At 40.3% G+C, this 233-nt stretch carries 1 protein-coding gene; it reads right to left on the minus strand.

Translation table 11 applies throughout. The annotated features are described in order from the left end of the window. Positions 1–46: 46 nt before the first annotated feature. On the minus strand, positions 47–233 hold a 187-nt coding region (locus MJX74_RS21690), incomplete at its 5' end, for a hypothetical protein (protein ID WP_240225092.1).

Here is a 233-nt window from a genome sequence, read left to right on the forward strand (position 1 = left end):
GGCAAGGATTAGTTCAGATAGCAACTTCTGTTTGGAACACAATAGTTCAAGTATGGAATGGTGCCGTGGGTGCCGTTAAAGGCATATGGAATGGCATAACTGGATTTTTTAGTGGTTTATGGAGTGGAATTACATCTGCTGCCAAGTCAATTTGGCAAGGTCTTGTTTCATTCTTTAGTCCATTGATTAATACCATTGCTTCAATTTGGCGAGGACTAACCACAATCGTTAAG

It is taken from the genome of Rheinheimera hassiensis (genome assembly GCF_022436675.1).
Lineage (GTDB): Bacteria > Pseudomonadota > Gammaproteobacteria > Enterobacterales > Alteromonadaceae > Alishewanella > Alishewanella hassiensis.